Consider the following 390-nt stretch of genomic DNA (forward strand, 5'->3'; position numbering starts at 1 on the left):
ACCCCACCGAAATCGACAGCGGTACATGATTTCTCAGCCGTGAACACACACCACCCCGCCGCCGAACCTTGCCGAAACAACCGGCGCCCCACAACAACCGGATTCTCGACAAGACGATCACCCCCCGGACACCCACACGCTCCGACACCAGCTCCCGATAGCCGACCAACGCGCTCACCCCACCGCGACCGGATCGATCCCCGATGTCCGGCCACCGGCCGATCACGTCGTCGATGCCCAACAGCAGGCCCGATATCTCGGTGCGCACGAGATCGCCTCCGAGGAACGAACACGGACCAGAGCAGCCGCGCCCCCCGGGGCCGTCATCACCCCCACTCGTCTCACTCGTGGAACGAAACCCTACGAGCCCCGACCGGCAACCAGCCCCAC

At 65.9% G+C, this 390-nt stretch carries 1 protein-coding gene; it reads right to left on the minus strand.

What is annotated here, in order from left to right; translation table 11 throughout:
* Positions 1–268, minus strand: a 268-nt coding sequence (locus tag JZ792_RS41560) for a hypothetical protein (protein WP_216918466.1), incomplete at its 3' end; no start/stop codon positions are given.
* Positions 269–390 lie beyond the last annotated feature (122 nt).

Source organism: Nocardia noduli (assembly GCF_019038455.1).
In the GTDB taxonomy this organism is placed as follows: domain Bacteria; phylum Actinomycetota; class Actinomycetes; order Mycobacteriales; family Mycobacteriaceae; genus Nocardia; species Nocardia noduli.